This window comes from Microcella sp., assembly GCF_046296455.1.
In the GTDB taxonomy this organism is placed as follows: domain Bacteria; phylum Actinomycetota; class Actinomycetes; order Actinomycetales; family Microbacteriaceae; genus Microcella.
This window is the reverse complement of sequence record NZ_JBKBLF010000017.1, coordinates 39418-57779: the sequence shown is the minus strand read 5'-3', so window position 1 is coordinate 57779 and position 18362 is coordinate 39418. Positions and strand designations below refer to the sequence as shown.

Annotated in this window: 23 protein-coding genes and 1 tRNA gene; 13 read left to right on the top strand and 11 right to left on the bottom strand. The window is 69.9% G+C overall.

Annotated features, from left to right (window positions below; translation table 11 throughout):
* The coding region (locus tag ACK4HH_RS09965; protein WP_409651258.1) for a sensor histidine kinase at positions 1-1171 on the bottom strand (1171 nt) is incomplete at its 3' end.
* Between the two features lie 27 nt (positions 1172-1198).
* Positions 1199-1891, bottom strand: coding sequence for a response regulator transcription factor (locus ACK4HH_RS09960; protein ID WP_255158447.1), 693 nt, complete (start codon positions 1889-1891; stop codon positions 1199-1201).
* A gap of 85 nt (positions 1892-1976) precedes the next feature.
* On the opposite strand from ACK4HH_RS09960, the gene ACK4HH_RS09955 reads away from it, so the two are divergent.
* The gene (locus tag ACK4HH_RS09955; protein ID WP_409651256.1) at positions 1977-2675 is read left to right on the top strand and encodes an alpha/beta fold hydrolase; all 699 of its coding nucleotides are present in this window, start codon (positions 1977-1979) and stop codon (positions 2673-2675) included.
* A gap of 23 nt (positions 2676-2698) precedes the next feature.
* Here ACK4HH_RS09955 and ACK4HH_RS09950 read toward each other — a convergent pair whose 3' ends face one another.
* The 3 genes from ACK4HH_RS09950 to ACK4HH_RS09940 are packed head-to-tail and all read right to left on the bottom strand — an operon-like array spanning position 2699 to position 6530.
* Positions 2699-4351: a DNA repair helicase XPB gene (locus tag ACK4HH_RS09950; protein ID WP_409651254.1), complete on the bottom strand. Its 1653-nt coding sequence runs from the start codon at positions 4349-4351 to the stop codon at positions 2699-2701.
* A gap of 60 nt (positions 4352-4411) precedes the next feature.
* Positions 4412-6271: a helicase-associated domain-containing protein gene (locus tag ACK4HH_RS09945; RefSeq protein WP_409651252.1), complete on the bottom strand. Its 1860-nt coding sequence runs from the start codon at positions 6269-6271 to the stop codon at positions 4412-4414.
* Positions 6258-6530 carry a multidrug ABC transporter ATPase gene (locus ACK4HH_RS09940; RefSeq protein WP_409651250.1) on the bottom strand — a complete coding sequence of 91 codons (273 nt, stop codon included), beginning with the start codon at positions 6528-6530 and terminating at the stop codon, positions 6258-6260. Before ACK4HH_RS09940 ends, ACK4HH_RS09945 begins: the two co-directional genes overlap by 14 nt.
* A gap of 103 nt (positions 6531-6633) precedes the next feature.
* Between ACK4HH_RS09940 and ACK4HH_RS09935 the strand changes: the two genes are divergently transcribed.
* The 3 genes from ACK4HH_RS09935 (at position 6634) to ACK4HH_RS09925 (ending at position 8770) form a co-directional block, all read left to right on the top strand.
* Positions 6634-7014, top strand: a complete 381-nt coding sequence (locus tag ACK4HH_RS09935) for a cold-shock protein (protein WP_255158456.1) — start codon at positions 6634-6636, stop codon at positions 7012-7014.
* 6 nt (positions 7015-7020) lie between these two features.
* Positions 7021-7599, top strand: coding sequence for a DUF3027 domain-containing protein (locus ACK4HH_RS09930; RefSeq protein ID WP_409651248.1), 579 nt, complete (start codon positions 7021-7023; stop codon positions 7597-7599).
* 319 nt (positions 7600-7918) lie between these two features.
* Complete coding sequence (locus tag ACK4HH_RS09925; protein WP_409651246.1) at positions 7919-8770, top strand: hypothetical protein; 852 nt, start codon at positions 7919-7921, stop codon at positions 8768-8770.
* A 111-nt stretch (positions 8771-8881) separates the two neighbouring features.
* Here ACK4HH_RS09925 and ACK4HH_RS09920 read toward each other — a convergent pair whose 3' ends face one another.
* Complete coding sequence (locus tag ACK4HH_RS09920) at positions 8882-9109, bottom strand: hypothetical protein (RefSeq protein ID WP_409651244.1); 228 nt, start codon at positions 9107-9109, stop codon at positions 8882-8884.
* Between the two features lie 52 nt (positions 9110-9161).
* Positions 9162-10277, bottom strand: coding sequence for a phosphoserine transaminase (serC, locus tag ACK4HH_RS09915; RefSeq protein ID WP_409651243.1), 1116 nt, complete (start codon positions 10275-10277; stop codon positions 9162-9164).
* A gap of 119 nt (positions 10278-10396) precedes the next feature.
* Between serC and ACK4HH_RS09910 the strand changes: the two genes are divergently transcribed.
* From ACK4HH_RS09910 to ACK4HH_RS09900, 3 genes are all read left to right on the top strand, one after another.
* Entirely contained in the window at positions 10397-11086 is a 690-nt protein-coding gene (locus ACK4HH_RS09910) for a metal-dependent transcriptional regulator (RefSeq protein ID WP_409651242.1), read from the top strand.
* A 207-nt stretch (positions 11087-11293) separates the two neighbouring features.
* On the top strand, positions 11294-11986 hold the full coding sequence (locus ACK4HH_RS09905; RefSeq protein WP_409651240.1) for a C40 family peptidase: 693 nt from the start codon (positions 11294-11296) through the stop codon (positions 11984-11986).
* A gap of 304 nt (positions 11987-12290) precedes the next feature.
* A complete protein-coding gene (locus ACK4HH_RS09900; RefSeq protein WP_409651238.1) occupies positions 12291-12791 on the top strand; it encodes an HNH endonuclease in 501 nt (166 codons plus the stop codon).
* A gap of 89 nt (positions 12792-12880) precedes the next feature.
* Here the strand turns inward: ACK4HH_RS09900 and ACK4HH_RS09895 are convergent, their stop codons facing one another.
* A complete protein-coding gene (locus ACK4HH_RS09895; RefSeq protein ID WP_409651236.1) occupies positions 12881-13828 on the bottom strand; it encodes an alpha/beta hydrolase in 948 nt (315 codons plus the stop codon).
* A 38-nt stretch (positions 13829-13866) separates the two neighbouring features.
* Here ACK4HH_RS09895 and ACK4HH_RS09890 point away from each other — a divergent pair, with 38 nt between their 5' ends.
* The 3 genes from ACK4HH_RS09890 (at position 13867) to ACK4HH_RS09880 (ending at position 14770) form a co-directional block, all read left to right on the top strand.
* A complete protein-coding gene (locus ACK4HH_RS09890; RefSeq protein WP_409651234.1) occupies positions 13867-14397 on the top strand; it encodes a hypothetical protein in 531 nt (176 codons plus the stop codon).
* 30 nt (positions 14398-14427) lie between these two features.
* Positions 14428-14499: transfer RNA gene (locus tag ACK4HH_RS09885), tRNA-Arg, on the top strand.
* Positions 14500-14536: 37 nt separating this feature from the next.
* Entirely contained in the window at positions 14537-14770 is a 234-nt protein-coding gene (locus tag ACK4HH_RS09880) for a DUF2283 domain-containing protein (protein ID WP_409651232.1), read from the top strand.
* A 68-nt stretch (positions 14771-14838) separates the two neighbouring features.
* Here ACK4HH_RS09880 and ACK4HH_RS09875 read toward each other — a convergent pair whose 3' ends face one another.
* The gene (locus ACK4HH_RS09875) at positions 14839-15333 is read right to left on the bottom strand and encodes a hypothetical protein (protein ID WP_409651230.1); all 495 of its coding nucleotides are present in this window, start codon (positions 15331-15333) and stop codon (positions 14839-14841) included.
* A 60-nt stretch (positions 15334-15393) separates the two neighbouring features.
* Here ACK4HH_RS09875 and ACK4HH_RS09870 point away from each other — a divergent pair, with 60 nt between their 5' ends.
* Positions 15394-15918 (top strand): hypothetical protein, encoded by a 525-nt coding sequence (locus ACK4HH_RS09870; protein WP_409651228.1) that lies wholly within the window; start codon positions 15394-15396, stop codon positions 15916-15918.
* Here ACK4HH_RS09870 and ACK4HH_RS09865 read toward each other — a convergent pair.
* On the bottom strand, positions 15913-16113 hold the full coding sequence (locus tag ACK4HH_RS09865) for a type II toxin-antitoxin system VapB family antitoxin (RefSeq protein ID WP_409651226.1): 201 nt from the start codon (positions 16111-16113) through the stop codon (positions 15913-15915). The two genes, ACK4HH_RS09870 and ACK4HH_RS09865, sit on opposite strands and share 6 nt — an antisense overlap.
* A gap of 44 nt (positions 16114-16157) precedes the next feature.
* Positions 16158-16484 carry an iron chaperone gene (locus tag ACK4HH_RS09860; RefSeq protein WP_409651224.1) on the bottom strand — a complete coding sequence of 109 codons (327 nt, stop codon included), beginning with the start codon at positions 16482-16484 and terminating at the stop codon, positions 16158-16160.
* A 117-nt stretch (positions 16485-16601) separates the two neighbouring features.
* On the opposite strand from ACK4HH_RS09860, the gene ACK4HH_RS09855 reads away from it, so the two are divergent.
* Entirely contained in the window at positions 16602-17804 is a 1203-nt protein-coding gene (locus tag ACK4HH_RS09855) for a DUF3500 domain-containing protein (protein WP_409651222.1), read from the top strand.
* A 137-nt stretch (positions 17805-17941) separates the two neighbouring features.
* Positions 17942-18355, top strand: coding sequence for a DUF1801 domain-containing protein (locus ACK4HH_RS09850; protein ID WP_409651220.1), 414 nt, complete (start codon positions 17942-17944; stop codon positions 18353-18355).
* Positions 18356-18362 lie beyond the last annotated feature (7 nt).

Sequence of the window (18362 nt, the reverse complement as noted above, 5' to 3'; positions counted from 1 at the left end):
CCGTGGCCGCGAGGCTGTCGGGGGCAGCGGGCACGAGCGCAGCATCCACCGTCTCGTCGTCGACGGACGCGGCGTCGTCGATCACGACGGTCACCTCGCGGTCGGGCGAGCTCGCCATCGCGTCGAGCGCGGCGTCGCGCGCGAGCGGCACGAGATCGACGCGCGCGAGCTCGAGCGGGCGCGATTCGTCGAGTCGTGCGAGCTCGAGCAGGTCGCTCACGAGGGCACCCATGCGGATGGCCTCTTTCTCGATGCGCTCCATCGCCTGGGCGACGTCGTCGGGCGTCGCGAGGGCGCCCATGCGATACAGCTCGGCGTAGCCGCGCACCGAGACGAGCGGCGTGCGCAGCTCGTGGCTCGCGTCGCCGACGAAGCGGCGCATCTGCGAGATCGTCGAGGCGCGATCGGCGAAGGCGCGGTCGATGCGGCTCAGCATGGTGTTGAGCGAGCGGTTGAGGCGGCCGACCTCGGTGTTGGGCGTGGCCCCGCCGAGGCGCTGGCTGAAGTCGCCGCTCGCGAAGCGGGCCGCCGTGGCCTCGACGTCGCGCAGCGGGCGGAAGGTCGACGTGACGAGCATGCGCGTGAGGGCGGCGCTGAGGATGACGACGACGAGGCCGAAGCCGAGAAAGACCGAGGCGAACGAGCTGATGATGGCGTTGGCGTCGGCGAGGTCGGCGCCGATGAGCAGCGTCGCCGACGTGGTCTCGCCGCTGTCGGCGTCGGTGACGCGCAGCGGGAAAGTAATGATGCGCCACTGCGTCGTTCGGTCGGTGCTCGTGATCGTGATGCCGCCCTCGAGCCCGTCGACGAACTCGGCGGTCAGGCGCGTCACGTCGGGGGCCTGCGCGCGGCTGCCCTCGCTGACGTTGTCGTCGATGAGCTCGGCGTCGGCGTCGACCGCGCCGAAGTAGAACGGGTTGGAGAAGATCGAGGGCGTGAGATCGGTGAACGAGTCGAAGTCATCGAGCGTGAAGACGTCGGGCGAGCGCGGTAGCTCTTCTGAGGCCTGCGTGATCTGCCGGTCGACCTCGTCGACGAGGGTGCGCTGCAGAACGGTGAGGGTTCCCGCGCCGACGACGAGCAGCCCGAGCGTCACGACGAGCACGGTCACGCCCGTGATCTTCGAGCGCAGCGAGATCGACTCCCACCACTGGGTGAGCTGCTCGTGCATCGGCGGCGCCGGTCTAGCGGGGCTCCGCTAGACCTTGGCGGCCTTCAGCATGTAGCCGAAGCCGCGCTTAGTCTGAATGAGCGGCTCGTCGGTGAAGGGGTCGAGCTTGCGGCGCAGGTACGAGATGTAGCTCTCGACGATGCCGGCGTCGCCGTTGAAGTCGTACTCCCACACGTGGTCGAGAATCTGCGCCTTCGACAGCACGCGGTTGGGGTTGAGCATGAGGTAGCGCAGCAGCTTGAACTCGGTGGGGCTCAGCTCGATGACCTCGTCGCCGATGGTCACCTCGTGCGTGTCCTGGTCCATCGTGAGCTCGCCCGTGCGGATGACGGCGTCGTCCTCCTCCTGCATGGTGCGGCGCAGGATGGCCTTGATGCGCGCGACGATCTCGTCGAGGCTGAACGGCTTGGTGACGTAGTCGTCGCCGCCGACCGTCAGACCCATGATCTTGTCGTCGGTGTCGTCTTTCGCCGTGAGGAAGAGGATGGGGCTCGTGTAGCCGCTCGAGCGCAGCCGCTTGGTCACGCCGAAGCCGTTGATGTCGGGCAGCATGACGTCGAGGATGATGAGGTCGGGCTCTTCTTCGAGCACGGCCGAGATGGCCTGCGCCCCGTTGCCGACGGCGCGCACGGCGAAGCCGGCGAAGCGCAGGCTCGTGGTGAGCAGGTCGCGAATGTTGGGCTCGTCGTCGACGATGAGAATCTTGGGTCCGTCAGCCATGGCCCCAGTATCTGGGCTTTGTGTGAAAGTTTCCTGAATGCCACCGGCCTGTCGCGATATCGGTGCAGCCCGCTAGCGTTCGGCCATGCAGATTCTTCTCATCCCCGGCTTCTGGCTCGACGGCGACTCGTGGGGCCCGGTGACCCGCGATCTCGAGGCCGCGGGTCACACGGTGCACGCGCTCACCCTGCCCGGCAAGCGCCCTGGCGACACCGAGCTCGCGGGCATCGGGCTGCGTGATCACGTGGATGCGGTGCTCGAGGTCGTCGACGGCCTCGACGGTCCCGTCGCGCTCGTCGGGCACTCCGGCGGCGGAACGATCGCGTGGGCCGTGGCCGATGCCCGGCCGGCGCGCATCGCGCGCGTCGTGACGGTCGACGCGATCCCCATGCCCGCCGGCACGTGCATCAACGACGAGCTGCCCGTCGAGGGCGACGCCGTGCCGCTGCCCGACTGGTCGCTCTTCGAAGACGAAGACCTCGTCGACCTCGACGACGAGCTGCGCGCGCACTTTCAGGCCATCGCTAGACCTGAGCCGGTGGGCGTCGCGCACGAGCCGACGCGCCTCGACGACGAGGCGCGCTTCGCCGTGCCCGTCACGATCATCGCGTGCGAGTTCCCGGCCGCCCTGCTGCACCAGGCCATCGGCAACGAGCGCGAGTGGGCGGGAGAGCTCGCGCGCATGCAGCAGCTCGACATCATCGAGCTGCCCACCGGCCACTGGCCGCAGTTCACGAAGCCGGCCGAGCTCGCGCGCAGCATCCTGACCGCCGTTCAGCCGTAGCGGGTGCCGCTGGGCGCCGCAGTTCAGGCGGCGGCCGCGGCGATCTGGTCGGCGTCGAGGATCGTGTAGCTGTAGCCCTGCTCGGCGAGGAACCGCTGGCGGTTCTGCGCGAAGTCCTGATCGACGGTGTCGCGCGCGACGAGCGTGTAGAAGCTCGCGGGGATTCCGCTCTGCTTGGGCCGCAGCAGGCGCCCGAGGCGCTGCGCCTCCTCCTGCCGCGAGCCGAACGAGCCCGACACCTGAATGGCGACGGTCGCCTCGGGCAGGTCGACCGAGAAGTTGGCCACCTTCGACACGACGAGCACCGGCGTGCGGCCATCCCGAAACTCCTGGAACAGCCGCTCGCGCTCGTCGACGGGCGTCGCGCCCGTGAGCTGCGGCACGCCGAGCGCCTCGCTGAGCTCGTCGATCTGGTCGAGGTACTGCCCGATGATCAGGATGCGCTCGCCCTCGTGCTGCTTCACCAGGCGCTGCACGACCCCGAGCTTGGCCGGTGCCGTCGCCGCGAGCCGGTAGCGCTGGTCGTCGGCGCTCGCCGCGTACTCGAGCCGCTCGGTCGGCGGCAGGTCGATGCGCACCTCGAAGCAGCTCGCGGGCGAGATGTAGCCTTGCGCCTCGATCTCCTTCCACGGGGCGTCGAAGCGCTTGGGCCCGATGAGGCTGAAGACGTCGCCCTCGCGGCCGTCTTCGCGCACGAGCGTCGCCGTGAGGCCGAGGCGTCGGCGGGCCTGCAGCTCGGCCGTGAGCTTGAAGACAGGCGCGGGCAGCAGATGCACCTCGTCGTAGACGATGAGGCCCCAGTCGAGCGCGTCGAGCAGGGCGAGGTGGGCGTACTCGCCCTTTCGCTTGGCGGTGAGGATCTGGTACGTCGCGATCGTGACGGGCTTGACCTCCTTCACCTGCCCCGAGTACTCGCCGATCTCGTCCTCGGTCAGGCTCGTGCGGGCGAGCAGCTCGGCCCGCCACTGCCGCGCCGAGACGGTGTTGGTGACGAGGATGAGCGTGGTGGTGTCGGCCTGCGCCATCGCCCCCGCGCCCACGAGCGTCTTGCCGGCGCCGCAGGGCAGCACCACGACCCCCGAGCCGCCGACGAAGAACTGATCGATCGCCTGCTGCTGGTAGGGCCGCAGGCCCCAGTCGGCGAGGTCGAGGTCGATCGGGTGGGGCGTGCCCGGGGTGTAGCCCGCCAGGTCCTCTGCCGGCCAGCCGATCTTCACGAGCTCCTGCTTGATCTGACCGCGCGCCCACGGCGCGAGCTCGAAGGCCGCGTGGTCGATGCGCCGGGTCAGCAGCGGGGCCACCCTCTTGTTGGCGGCGATCTCGGTGAGCACCGCGGCATCCGTCGACCGCAGCACGAGCGTGCCGTTCGCGTCGCGCACGATGATCAGGCGGCCGTAGCGGCCCACGGTCTCGGTGATGTCGATGGACACCGATTGCGGCACCGGAAACTTGGCGTAGCGCTCGAGCACGGCGAGCATCTCGGCGGCCTCGTGGCCGGCGGCGCGCGCGTTCCACAGGCCGAGGCGCGTGATGCGGTAGGTGTGCACGTGCTCGGGCGCGCGCTCGAGCTCGGCGAAGACGGCGAGGGCGTGGCGCGCCTCATCGGCCTGCGGGTTGGCCACCTCGAGCAGCACGGTGCGGTCGCTCTGAACGATCAGGGGGCCCTCGGGATTCATAACGGGCCAGTCTAGGCGGCGCGGCTGAGAGCGCTCGCGCGCGTGCTACTCGAGCGGTCGCTACTCGAGCGGCTCGAGCGCCGTGATGCTCGACACCGGCAGCGTGCGCTCGATGTCGGCGGCCTTGTCGCGCCCGCGCACCCGGCCGGCCGCGATGCCCGTGGGCTCGAGGTCGAACGAGCGCTCACTGCCGTCGGGCAGGCGCACCGTCGCGCGCAGCGACAGCTTGCCGCGCAGCGCGAGCTCCCACTGCCGGGCCACCCACGCCGAATCGCCGTCGATGCCGACGGTCGAGCCGCTGCGGATGCGTGCGACCGCCGCCGCGACCGAGTCGTCGACGACGACCGGCGCCGGGCGGCTGCGCGTGCGGCCGGGGCGCTCGGGCGTCGTCGTGCCCTCGTCGGCTGCGGCGGGGTAGCGCGCGTCGATCAAGGTCCAGAGCACGACATCCGTGTCGAAGCGGCTGACCGCGCGATGCGGGCCCACACGGCGCAGGGCGAGGGATGCTGTGGCCGCGTCGACGAGGATCGTCTCGAGCAGCAGCGGCTCGTCGCTGCGCACGCCGGTGCGGGCGCCGAGCTCGGCCGCTTCATCGGGCTCGAGGGCACCGACGCGCACGGCGCCGTAGCGGCGAGCCGTCTCGTCGATGAGGTAGGCGAGGGGCTGCGGCACACCCGTGAGCGAGATGCTCGCGAGAAACTGCGAGAGCCCCGCCGCGGTCTCGCCCATGGCGATGGCGCGCGTCACGCTGTCGGCCGTGATGCGGTAGCGGCCCGCGAGTCCCGAGCTCTCGACCTCGGCGACGCGGCGCAAGCGCTCGTCGATCGCGCCCGCGAGGGGGCCGGGCGACACGATCGTCAGGTCGTGCTGCAGGTACACCTGCTCGACCTCGGCCGGCACGAGCGGCGCGAGCACGGCCGCAGCCGGTTCGGCGCCCTGCGCCACGAGCGCGCGGCCGATGCTGCTCGGGCGGCCGTCGACGGCGATGCCCAAGCGGTCGGCCTGCACGCCGCGTCGGCGCAGGCTAGCGAGCAGAGCATCGCCCCCGGCCGGGTAGAGCCAGTCGAGAAACTCGCCGAGCCCCGTGCCCCAGCGCGAGTCGGCGCGCTCGGCCAGCAGAGCGACGAGTTCGGCCGGCAGGGCCTCGCGCCAGGCCGCGGCGAGCGTGCTCCACCGCTGCGCGAGCGCGCCGCGCCGCCACGCATCGCCCGCCTCGGTCGGTCGCGTGAACCCCGCGTCGTCGTCGATGAGGCCCGCGAGCGCCGCGAGGTCGGTGAGGGTCGTCACGTCGTCGAGCTCGCAGCCGGCCGCCGCCGCGAGCCGCTTGGCGTCGGGCAGCGAGAGGCCGCCGCGCGCCAGCAGCCGCGCCGGCGCCTCGGCCACCGCGAGCACCACCTCGGTCACCGCCGTCGTCGTCGTGAACGCGCGCTCTGCCGCGCCGCGGTCGAGAAAACGCCGGTCGGCGTCGTCGACGGGGGCGAGCACGGCCGGGGGTGCTGCCGAGCGCAGCTCCGCGGCGCTCGGCAGGCCGCGCGCGGGCCAGGCGGCGAGCTCGGCGGCGACCGCCGGCCAGACGATGACGCGAGCGGCGTCGTGGTCGGCGAGCAGGGCATCCAGTGCCGGGGCCAGCGCCTGCAGCACCTCGTCGGGCGTGCGGTCGAGGCGGGCGGCGAGCTCGGCCGGCGTCGCGCCGTCGGGGTGCTCGGCCGCCGTCGCGAGAGCGGCGAGGGCGCGCCGGGTGAGGCCCGAGAGGGCGATGGCGAGGGCCGCCGGGTCGAGCAGCGCCTCGGCGAGGTCGAACACGTCGCGCAGACTCGCCGGGGCGATCGCGCGCTCGCGGATCACGCGCGCGACGACCGCGTCATCGAGATCGCGCAGTCGCGCCGCGAGGGCGAGAGAGGCCGCGCTAGTTGCCGGCATCCTTGGCGGCTCGCCCCCGGCGCACAGCGCTGACGACGAGCAGCACGATGATGAGCACGAAGCCGATCGGCAGGCCGATGAGGGGCAGCACGGTGACGGCGGGCCAGATTCCTGAGGTGAAGTCGTCGCGCCCGAGGCCCATGCCCGTGGCGATGATGAGGGCGATGAAGGCCGCGAGGCTCAGCACGATGATGCCCGCCACCATGTAGGCGAGCGTGCGTTCGACGCGGTTGCTCATCACGAACGATTCCTCGGGCACCCCCCAAGACTACGCGTCGGCACCGACCCCGATGTACCCCGCGTGCTGGGGGTGGGGTGGGCCGGGTACCCTTAGAGGTTGGATCAACTCTCGAGGAGTGCGCATGCCCACCGGCAAGGTCAAGTTCTACGACCAGGACAAGGGATTCGGCTTCATCGCCAGTGATGAGGGCGATGAGGTCTTCTTGCACGCCTCCGCGCTGCCCGAGGGCGCCGTCGTGAAGGCGGGCACCAAGCTCGAGTTCGGCATCGCCGACGGCAAGCGCGGTGCGCAGGCCCTCTCGGTGCGCATCCTGGATGCGAAGCCCTCGCTCGCACGCGCCAACCGCAAGTCGGCCGACGACATGGCGATCATCGTCGAAGACCTCGTCAAGCTGCTTGACGGCATCGGCTCGAACCTCAAGCGCGGCCGCTACCCCGACGGCGACCACGGCAAGAAGATCGCGGCCGTGCTGCGCCGCGTCGCCGACGACCTGGAGGGCTAGGCCCCCGTGGCGCGCGCTCCGAAGAAGGCGGCCGCGACGGCCGTCGCGCCCGGCGCCGCTGGTGCCGATGCCGCGGTGCTCGAGCCGATCGCCCGGCAGGCACTCGGCGAGATCACGCGGCCGGCGAACGTCGGATCGCTGCGCGACGTCGTCGTGGCCGACGATGTCGCCACGGTGCGCTTCGCGACGACCCAGGGCGGCTACCTCGGGTGGTTCTGGACGGTCTCGATCGCCGTCAACCCCGGCCTCGAGCCGAGCGTGCTCGAGACCGAGCTGATGCCCGCCGAGGGCGCACTGCTGGCTCCCGAGTGGGTGCCGTGGGCCGACCGGCTCGAAGAGTACCTCGCGCAGCAGGCGCTCGAGGGTGCAGACGACGAGCTCGACGATGACGACGATGATGACGACGACGAAGATGACCTCGATGACGAGGGCTCGATCGATGGCGGCCACCTGGCCGACGACGAGGCGGATGCCCTCGACGACCACCACGACGAGCACGACCTGCACGGCGACGACGGCGACGATGTGTTCGATGGCGTCGACATCGACCTGCACCTCGACGACGAGCCCCCCGCGCCCGCCTAGCCCCGCGCGGGGCCGACTCTCTCGCGAGAGTTACTGTTCATGGCACAAGTCGTGAAACATTCGCCGACTCGTGCCACTTCCGGCGCCAACCAGTCCCGAGTTCGGAGTCTTGGGCCCTGACCGCGGCAGGCGCTCCTCCACTGCGCTCACATCAGCTCACCAATGTGCGGCCTAGCGTCGGCGGCACGTCGTCTTCGGGGCGCCGTGGCACGGTGCGACCATGAGCGCCCTAGAAACGTTGCCGACCTTCATCCGACTTCCAGAGCAGGTCGACCAAGGACTCCGGTCTCATGGCTACCGCTCCGCCAAGAGGGGCGAGTTGGTACGACTCACTCCCGGAACGTACGTCTCGTCAGCTGACTGGAGCGGGCTCGGGCCCGACGCGCAGTATCTCGCGCTCATCAGCGCGGCGCTCGACCGCATCCATGCAACCGAGGTGCTGTCGCACTGGTCGGCCGCCGCGCTCTGGCAGTTGCCGATCATCGGCCAATGGCCGACCACCGTTCACGTCACGGCTCCGGCCGATGCTGCTCGGCGCTCGACGACCATCCTGACTCGCCATCGCCGCGGGCTCATCGATCCCACCACGAGCGTCGATCGAGTGCCTCTGACGTCGCTCGCCGAAACGGTCGTCGACATCGCCCGCGTTGCGTCGTTCTCGACGGCCCTGGCCATGGGGGATGCTGCGCTCCGGTACCACGATCAACAGGCGCCATCACCGCCGAGCGCGCGAGCGTTTCGCCACGAGCTGATGCGAGTCCTCGAGGGGACCGTCGAACGTCGAGGCGTCGCGCGGGCGCGACGAGTGATCGATGCCGTCGACGGGAGTGCCGACCGACCCGGTGAGTCGCTCTCGCGAGCAACGATGATCGAGGCGGGCGTGCCTCTACCGGAGCTGCAGCACCGCATCGTGAGTGCGAGCGGGAAGGTGTACTACCTCGACTTCTACTGGCCGCAGCAGAACATCGGGGCCGACTTCGACGGGCGCATCAAGTATTTCGACCCGGCCTTCAGGGGTGGACGCTCTGTCGAACAGGTCGTCTACGACGAGAAGGTGCGAGAAGACGACGTGCGGCTCGATCTGCGCGGCTACGGGCGTTGGGACTGGACGGTTGCGGGTTCGCACAGGCTCTTGGTCGAGCGACTTCGGCGCATCGGTCTGCGGTGGTGAGAGGGGCTCTCTGTGGCGTGAGTCGTGAAAGGTTTCGCGACCTGTGCCACGAATGACACCGCTCGCGGAGAAAGGGCGGGGGAGGGACGGGGAGCTGGGAAGGCAGCGCGGCTAGCGGCGGCGGGAGACGAGCAGGCCGGCGATACCGAGCACGAGCCCGACGGCGATCGTCGTGAGCACGCGGGCGGGGTCGAACGGGGTGGGCGCGGCGAGCATCCCGAGCACGATCGCGAGGCCGATGAGCCAGCCGCCGAGGCCGATCGCGAACGCGAGCGCGTCGTTCGTGACCGCGGGCTCGGGCTGCGGCCGGCGCTCGTCGTGCGGAACGTAGAGCCTCATGCGGCTCAGTCTGGCAGGGTCGCGGCGCGCGGGCGAGTGCGGCCCGCGCGGCTCAGCTGGCGAGCGCCTCGAGTACGTAGTCGATGCAGCGGGTGAGCTGGCGCACGTCGTCGGGCTCGACGGCGACGAAGGTGGCGATGCGCAGCTGGTTGCGTCCGAGCTTGCGGTAGGGCTCGGTGTCGACGATGCCGTTGGCGCGCAGCACGGCCGCCACCCGGGCGGCGTCGACCGAGTCGTCGAAATCGATCGTCACGACGACGGGCGAGCGGTGCGCGGGGTCGGCCACGAAGGGCGTCGCCAACTCGTGCGCCGTCGCCCAGTCGTAGAGATGCCCCGAGCTCTCGGCGGTGCGGGCGCCCGCCCAGGCGAGGCCGCCCGAGGCGTTCATCCACCGCAGCTGGCTGTCGAGCAGCACGAGGGTCGCGAGCGCGGGCGTGTTGAGCGTCTGGTCGAGGCGCGAGTTGTCGATCGCCGCGGTGAGCGAGAGGAACGGCGGGATGTAGCGGTCGGTCGCAGCGATCGAGTACGCGCGGTCGATCGCCGCGGGGCTCATGAGCGCGAACCACAGGCCGCCGTCGCCGGCGAAGTTCTTCTGCGGCGCGAAGTAGTAGACGTCGGTCTCGGCCACGTCGAAATCGATGCCGCCGGCGGCGCTCGTGGCGTCGACGACGGTGAGCGCATCCGGAGCGGTGCCGAACCGGTGCACGGGCGCACTGACGCCCGTCGAGGTCTCGTTGTGCGGGTAGGCGTACACGTCGACGCCGTCGACGACCTCGAGCGAGCCGCGCGTGCCGCCGGGCGTCTGCACGACGTGCGGCGCGTCGAGCCACGGCGCCGAGGCCGAGGCGACGAACTTCGACCCGAACTCGCCGAAGTCGAGGTGGGCGCTGCGGCGGGCGATGAGGCCGGCGGCCGCGACATCCCAAAACGCCGTCGAGCCGCCGTTGCCGAGCACGACCTCGTAGCCCTCGGGCAGCCGGAACAGGTCGGCCAGCCCGGCGCGCACGCTGCCGACGAGTTTCTTGACCGGCGCCTGGCGGTGCGAGGTGCCCAGGATGCTCGCGGCGGCCGCGAGATCGGCCAGCTGCTCGGCCCGCACCTTGCTGGGTCCGCACCCGAAGCGTCCGTCAGAGGGCAGCAGCTCGGCGGGAATCGTGATGTCGGCCATGCCTCAATCGTACTGAGCGCCTGCCCGGCCGATCGCCGGGCGCGGAGGCGTGCATCCCCGTCGATTAGGCTAGGCAAGCCTGAACGCCGCCCATCTACTCGAGCTCGAGAGGAGGAGCCGTGACCGACCTCGTCGACACGACCGAGATGTATCTGCGCACGATCCTCGACCTCGAGGAGGAGCAGATCGTGCCGCTGCGCGCGCGCATCAGCGAGCGCCTCGGACACTCGGGCCCGACGGTCTCGCAGACGATCTCGCGCATGGAGCGCGACGGCCTCGTGCGCGTCGAGGGCGACCGGCACCTCGAGCTGACGCCCGGCGGCCGCGAGAAGGCGGTGGCCGTGATGCGCAAGCACCGGCTGGCCGAGCGGCTGCTCGCCGACGTGATCGGGCTCGACTGGGCGTTCGTGCACGACGAGGCCTGCCGGTGGGAGCACGTGATGAGCGAGCAGGTCGAGCGCCGCATCATCGAGCTGCTCGGCGAGCCGACCGAGTCGCCGTACGGCAACCCGATCCCGGGGCTCGAGCACCTCGGCGGCTCGGCCGCCGACGCCTTCCTCGACGGGGTCATCTCGCTCGCCCACGCCGCTGCGGCGGGCGCGCGCAGCGGCACGATCCGCAGGCTCGCCGAGCCCGTGCAGGTCGATCCCGACCTGCTGCACCAGTTGCGCGAGGCGGGTGTGGTTCCGGGGGCCGAGGCGCGCATCCGCCCCGAACCGAATGGCTACGTGAGCGTCGAGGTCGTGGGTCAGGCCGAGGGGATCGACCTGCCCGCCGAGATCGCTCAGCACATCTACGTTGCTGAGTGAGCGCTGACCACTAGATGTGGTTCTGCGCGTCGTTTTGTCACCGTTCGGTAACGTCGCGTACACTCAAGCAGTTGCTCGGCCACACCCAACCGGTCGGCGACTCTGACGCAGGACGCTTCGCACGCCCGTCTCCTGCATCGGACCGTGGATAACACGAAAGCGGACGGGCCACGCGATGTGAGTGGCGAAGCGCAGGAGGTTTCTCTCTTGGATCACAGCACCACGTCGTTGAAGCGCACGTTCCTCAACATCGGCGCCATGACCGCGGCAACCGCGATCGTCGCCACCCTCGCTCTTCCGGGCACCGCGATCGCCCCGCCGGCCAACGCCGAGTCGAACGCCAGCGCTGAGGCTGTCGCCCAGCTGCAGGCGACGGCGTCGCAAGAGATCGAGCTGACGGCCGAAGAGGCCGTCGTCGTCGATGCGACCCGCGCCGAGTTCGGTGCCACCGACCCCGCGGCCCTGCGCCGCGCGCAGCTCGCCGCCGAGCGCGCCGCCGCCGCCGCTGCCTGGCGCGGCCCGACGGTCGGCGACTTCCTCGCCAACCCGCCGTACCCCGACTTCAGCCTCGATCGCGTGGTGCAGGTGGCGCTGCAGTACCAGGGCGTTCCGTACCGCTACGGCGGGTCGACGCCGGCCGGCTTCGACTGCTCGGGCTTCGTGCAGTACGTCTACGCGCAGTTCGGCGTCTCGCTGCCGCACTCGGTGAGCGGGCAGGATGCCGCGGGCACGCGCATCTCGCGCGCCGACGCCCGCCCGGGCGACATCGTGATCATGGCGGGCCACAACGGCATCTACCTCGGCAACGGCACCTTTATCGACTCCCCGCGCGCCGGTGGCGTCGTGAGCGTTCGCCCGATCTGGACCGACAACTACTGGATCGTGCGCGTCGGCATCTGATCTTCACCGGTTTGTCACCTCTTCTGGGTTAGCCTTGCCTCGTGGTGCCGCACGGGCACCCGAGGAGAGGCCATGAGTGATCGACGCGACATCCAAACCGTGGATGCGCGCGCCGTCTTTCGCATAGCCGCCCGCGCCCGCTGGATCGCGCCCTGTCGCGGTCTGGCCGAGCTGAGCACTGTCGTCTAGACGACAGTGCTTTTTTTGTGCCCGCGAGGGCAGGAGCGCGGCCTCGAGCCGTGAGTCGCCACGACCCGAAGTGAACGCCCGCAGGCCATGCGGGCCCGTTCGACAGGAGCCGTGAATGCGCACTCTCGTTCTCAACGCGGGCTACGAGCCCCTCGCCGTCGTGTCGTTTCGCCGAGCCCTGGTGCTCGTGATGAACGAGAAGGCGACGGTGCTCGCCTCCGATGGTGAGCATCCGGTGTTCGGCATCGACGGCCGCTGGGATCGCCCGAGCGTCATCGTGCTGCGCCGCTATGTGCGCGTGCCGCACTCGCGTCAGGTGCCGCTGACGCGCCGCGGGGTGCTGCGGCGCGACGGCAACCGCTGCGCCTACTGCGGCGGTAATGCCACGACGATCGACCACGTCATGCCGCGATCGCGCGGCGGTGCCGACTCGTGGGAGAACCTCGTGGCGTGCTGCCTCAAGTGCAACAACATCAAGGGCGATCGCACGCCGGCCGAGATGCGCTGGCAGCTGCGCGTCGTGCCGAAGGCGCCCCACGGCACCGCCTGGCTGGTGCGCGGCATCGAGCGGCCGCAGCCCGACTGGAACGAGTACCTGGCGCCGCTCGCCGCGTAGGCGGTGGATGCTCGGGGGCGCGTTCTTCTGCGCCCCGGCCGTGATCGCGCGATCGGCGTGTGTGAAACCGGATTGACGTCAAACGGGTTTCACACAACCGCAGCCAGCATGCCCCGCAGGGCGTCGACCTGGCGCTGCACGAAGTCGCGCGAGACCGCGGCCGCCGGCTCGCTCGCGTCGAAGCCGTGGTACGCGCCCGCGATGACGTGCAGTTCGGTCGGCACACCGGCCGCCGTGAGCCGGCGCGCGTATTCCACATCTTCGGAGTGAAAGAGGTCGAGCGTGCCGACGCCGATCCACGTCGGCGGCAGGCCGCTGAGGTCGGTGCGGCGTGCGGGCACTGCGCGCTCGAGCTCGGCTGCGTCGAGGGGCGTCGCGGCGGGGCCGGCCGTGCCCGCGCCGAGGTACATGCCCCAGCCCAGGCGGTTGCTGGGGCCGTTCCAGAGGCGCAGCATGCGCGGGTGGGCGGCCGCGGGGGAGTCGGTGCGGTCATCCAGCATCGGATACGCCAGCACCTGCCCGGCCAGCGCGATCTCGCCGCGGTCGCGGGCCATGAGGGCGAGGGATGCGGCGAGCCCGCCTCCGGCGCTCTCGCCGATCACGGCGATGCGTGTCGGGTCGACATCGGGCTGCGCGGCCAACCACTGCAGGGCGGCGTAGGCGTCGTCGAGCGGAGTCGGGTAGGGGTGCTCGGGCGGCATGCGGTAGTCGACGCTGATGGCCACCGCTCCGAGCTCGTCGGCGAGGCGCCGGCAGAGTGGGTCGCCCTGGGTGGCTGAGCCGATGATGAGGCCTCCGCCGTGCAGGTGCAGGACGGCCGGGTGGCGTGCGCCCGCATCCATCACGGCGGGGCGGTGCACGCGCACCGTGACCCCGTCGCCCAGGTCGACCAGGTCGCCGCCCTTCGGCGGGCGGCCGCGTCCGATGCGGGTCAGCGCCCGCAGCAGCGCGCGGTTTCCCCGCGTGGCCGAGGTGCGCGGCATGAATCGCGCGCGGGTGAGGTCAGGGTGGAAGGCGGGGGAGTCGTCGGTGACCATGCTCTGAATCTAGTTCGCGGCGGGGCTACTCTGGCGGCATGCCGGTGAGCCGTTTCGAAGCCCCGTTGACGGGCGGGCATCCGAACTCGCTCGGCAACACGGTGAGCGTCGTCGACGAGGTGCTGGCCGACCGGGCGCTGCTGCCCGAGCTCGTGGCGTGCTATCGCAGCGATGATGCCGTGGTGCGGCTACGCGTGTCGAGCGCGGTCAAGCGCGTGGCGCAGCAGCGGCCCGAGTGGGTGGCCGCGCACCTCGACGACCTGCTCGGCTGGGTCGCCCAGATCGACCAGGCCTCGACCAAGTGGACGCTCTCGATTCTCTTCGTGCTGCTCGACGCGCACATGACCTCGCCGCAGCGCGACGCGGCGATCGCGTTGATGCAGGCGAACCTGCACTACGACGACTGGATCGTGCAGAACACCACCGCCGACTCGATCGCCCGCTTCGCCCGGCAGCGCCCCGAGCTGGCCGCGTGGCTCGTGCCGGAGCTGCGCACGCTGACCACGAGCCGTCACAAGTCGGTGCGCGGTCGCGCGGCGAAGTTGCTCGCGTCGCTGGGCGCCCCCTAGCCACAACCCGGCGAATACACTGGATGCACCGCCTCTGTAGCTCAATGGAAGAGCAGTTCCGTCCTAAGGAAAGGGTTGGGGGTTCGAGTCCCTCCAGGGGCACCGTGATCTGCGATGCGTCTCGAGAAGGGGTTGGCCCGTGGACATCCAGTTCGACCCTGAAGCCGATGCGGCGTACATCTCCCTGCGCGGGAATGAGAGCACGTATTCCCACATGGTTGCCCTTGATCCGGAGTCCGCGGGCGGGATGTTCAACTTTGACTTCGATACCGACGGGCTTCTGATGGGCGTCGAGATACTCGGCGCGCGACTCTTACTGCATCCAGATGTGCTGAGCGCCAGCGGAGGCTCTGCAGTTTCGTCAGGCCTTTAGCCATCCGAGTTCGCGTTGGTTGAAAGAGGAGACGTTGGTTAGGTCGCGCCTCGGCACGGGGTTGGGCGCTAAGTCAGCTTCGGCGGCCTAGCGAGCTTCGGCGGCCGTTTTCGCGGCTCGGGCTTCGGGAGTCGCGCCGCCGAGTTGAGATAGAGGAATGCGACGATCAACAACGACGATCCGGTGATGATCATCTCGCTGAGTGTCAGGCGCTCAACAGTGCCAACGGCTGATTCCAGTCCTAGCGCCGCACCGACGAAGGTGAAGAGGTAGGTCAAAACAACGAGCAGCGATAAGGACCCGATCACTCGGCTGAGCGTGCGCCGAGCAGTCATTTGCCACCACGGTCGGGCCGGCTCGTCGGGCTCATCGATGCCTCGAAAGATGCGCGCCCCGTAAAGGATGCCCGCCAGGCTCAAGACGGTAGTCCCGAGGCTCACGGCGATCTCGGGTGTACCGAGAGCGTCCAGGGGAATCCAGATCAGCCCCGTTGCCCACACGCCGACGACGTAGAGCAGCTTGATGTACCACCGACGAATACGAAAGCTCAGCAACCTCTGCACGTCAGTGACCTCGATTCGTGAGCACGTGTCGAACCTATACGTGATGCCACACTGATCCACGTGACGAATCGCGACGAGCGCACCACGACCCTGCGGTGGATCCGCGCCTGGCTGATCTTCTTCATCGTGGCGCTCGTGGTCAGCGGCGTCACGGCGTTTCCGCTTGAGACCGAGTTGCGCTGGGGCTCCGATCTGCTGCGGGCCACGCCCATCCCACAGCTCGCCCCCGAGTTCATGGCGTGGATCGACCGCATCCGCGACGCCCTCATCGCCACCAACGACGACTACCCGTTTCTTGCCTACGGCACCGACTGGCTCGCCTTCGCGCACCTGGTCATCGCGATCGCGTTCATCGGGCCGCTGCGCGACCCCGTGCGCAACATCTGGATCATCCAGTGGGGCATGATCTGCTGCGTCGCCGTCATCCCGTTGGCCCTGATCGCGGGCACCGTGCGCGGCATTCCGTTCGGGTGGATGCTCATCGACATGTCGTTCGGAATCATCGGCATCATCCCGCTCCTCATCGTGCACCGGCTCATCCGCACGCTCGAGCGCCTCGACGCCACCGCCGCGGCCCATTCATGAACGGGTTCGTTCCGCCTTGTAGTCGAACGAGTCGTCCCACTCGAGGGTGCCGACCAGGTCGAGCAGGCCGAGCTGCTCGCGGCGGGCGATGAACTCACGCAGGGCGAGCGTGACGGCAGCCTTCTTGGTGGCTTGACCACTGATTGCGAAAGCGCGGTCGAGAAGTCGAGCATCCACCTCAACGCGTGTGTTCACGACTGCCTTCTTTCTGGACGTGCGGAAAAGGGTAAACGGTCGGCTCAGCCGTCGAGGGCGGCGTCGATCTCGGCGCAGCGAGTGCGGATGAGTGCGTCGAAGGCCTCGCGCGGCAACGGGCGAGCATCCGTGAACGCGACCGCTCCCTTCGAGCGCTTCAGGTCGCCCAGCAGCGGCGCGACCGCCGCGACAACCGCGCCGCTGAACGGGTAGACCGAGTAGCCGGTGGCCGTCTGCGCGACCGCCACGAGGGGCTTGCCGCGGTACAGCAGGGCGGGCATGCCGTACGAGACGCCGTTGATGGATGCGGGCTCGAGCTCGCGGGCGCGCGACATCCAGGCAGCGACAGTGGCGGGGCCCGGCTCGGTCATGGGTGGCACCTGCCTTCCTCACCGTGAGCGTAGCCCCGAGTGCGGCATGGGCGAGACATATGTTCTTCATAGGATGCGTAGTGGATTGACATAGCCGAGCGCCGAAGAGTGGCGGTCATGACATCACACCTCCCCGGCCGCCGCCGCCTCGCCCTGTTGACCACCGCCGCTGTCGCCGCGCTCTCGCTCACGCTCGCCGGGTGCAGTGCCCCCGTGAGCGCGAGCACCTCGCCCACCACGACGACGAGCGCCACCGCATCCGGAACCGCGTACGACACCGTCGATGCAGTCGCGACCTCGACGACCGCCGAGACGATCGCCGCCACGGCCGACGCCGCGAACGCGTTTCTGGCGACCCTGAGCGACGAGCAGCGGGCGAGCGTCGTCTACGCCTTCGACGACCCGACGAAGACCACCTCGTGGACGAACTTTCCGATCACGTTCGTGCAGCGAGCGGGGCTCAACCTGGCCGACCTGACCGACGAGCAGCAGGCGGCGGCCCTCACCGTGATGCAGGCGCTGCTGAGCGACGAGGCCTACACGACCATCGCCACCATCATGAACGGCGACGTCTACCTGGTCGAAAACAGCACCACCACCGAAGCGTCGCTCGGGCAGTACTACATCGCATTCTTCGGCGACCCGTCAGACACCGAGAACTGGGCCGTGCAGTTCGGTGGCCACCACCTGGGCATCAACGCGACGCTCACCGCGGCCGACCCCGCGATCACCTTCGCGCCGACGCACCTGGGAGTGCAGCCGCTCGCCTACCCGATCGCCGACGGTGAGACGGTCGGGGCGTTTGACGGCATCTACAGCGACGCCTTCGCATTCTTTACGAGCCTCACCGCCGACCAGCAGTCGACGCTGCTCGCGGGCGACGTCACGATGTGCGCCCCGGGCGACACGTGCGACTTTCCCGTCGGGGCCGGCCTGCTCGGGGCCGACCTCACCGACGAGCAGCGCGCCCTGCTGCTCGGCCTCATCGCCAACTGGGCGGGCATGGCCGACGAGCAGTCGACCGCAGCAACCCGCGCCGCCATCGAAGCAACGCTCGACAGCACCGTGATCGCCTGGACGGGCGCCACCGAGTACGACACCACGACCGGCAGCGGCATCTCGTTCTCGATTTCGGGCCCGAACGTCTACATCGGCTTCCAGGCGCAAGAGAGCTCGATCGACGCCGACGTCGCCGGCTTGAACACCGCCGGCTGGGGCCACGTGCACACTATCTACCGCGACCCGAGCAACGACTACGCCAACAGTGTCGAGCAGCAGGCGGGCGCGGGCATCGGCGCTGGCGGAGGCCAGCGCGGCTGAGCGCCTGACCTGACCTCTGGCCACGGTGCCGAATGCTGCTGTGCCCCACTCGAGAGCATGACGTCGAGCGAGGGGCACGGTGGCATTCGGCACCATTCGTGCGTGGTGCCGGCGGCACGTCGCCATACGCTGAGCCCATGACCCCGCGTGCGCAGCCCTCTGTCGCCGACCTCGTCAGCGCGCTCGACGACGTCACGCGCGAGCAGGTGCATCTGCTGCGCGACATCATCGGCTCGCTCGACGCCGAGCTGACCGAGCACATCAAGTGGAACGCCCCGAGCTACGTGCTCGACGGCGAAGACCGCATCACCATGAACCTGCGCAACAAAGAGGGCCTCGTGAAGCTCGTGCTGCACATGGGCGCCACACGGCCGGAGGACAAGAAGGGCGCCCCCGTGCTCGCCGCCGACGAGGGGCTCGTCGACTGGGCCTCCGACATCCGCGGGCTCATCGCCGTTGCCGACGCTGACGACATCCGGGCGAAAGAACCGGCGCTGCGGCGGGCGCTGACCGGCTGGCTCGCGATCGACCACCGAGCCCCCGCCGCGTAAGGGCGAG